At 59.3% G+C, this 253-nt stretch carries 1 pseudogene; it reads left to right on the forward strand.

Annotated features, from left to right (window positions below):
* Positions 1-131: pseudogene (locus tag MRBLSP13_RS22405) on the forward strand (IS1595 family transposase); the annotation flags it as partial.
* Positions 132-253: the final 122 nt, after the last annotated feature.

The following is a 253-nucleotide window of genomic DNA, read 5'->3' on the forward strand; positions in this document are numbered from 1 at the left end:
CGAAGAAGGGCATGAGCGCCAAGCAGATGGAGCGCATGCTGGGCGTCACCTATAAGACAGCTTGGTTCCTCTGCCATCGCATCCGCGAAGCTATGGATGGCGCAGCCCCTACGGGTCCGCTGGGAGGTGAGGTGGTGTCGGCAATTCGGACAGGGTGATAAGCTCATCCCGACCTGAAGGAATGGACGGGAATGAAGACGACGAGAAAGCGCTACAGCGCCGAGTTCAAGGCGAAGGTGGCGATGGAAGCGAT

It is taken from the genome of Sphingobium sp. LSP13-1-1.1 (assembly GCF_040676415.1).
Classification (GTDB): Bacteria; Pseudomonadota; Alphaproteobacteria; order Sphingomonadales; family Sphingomonadaceae; genus Sphingobium.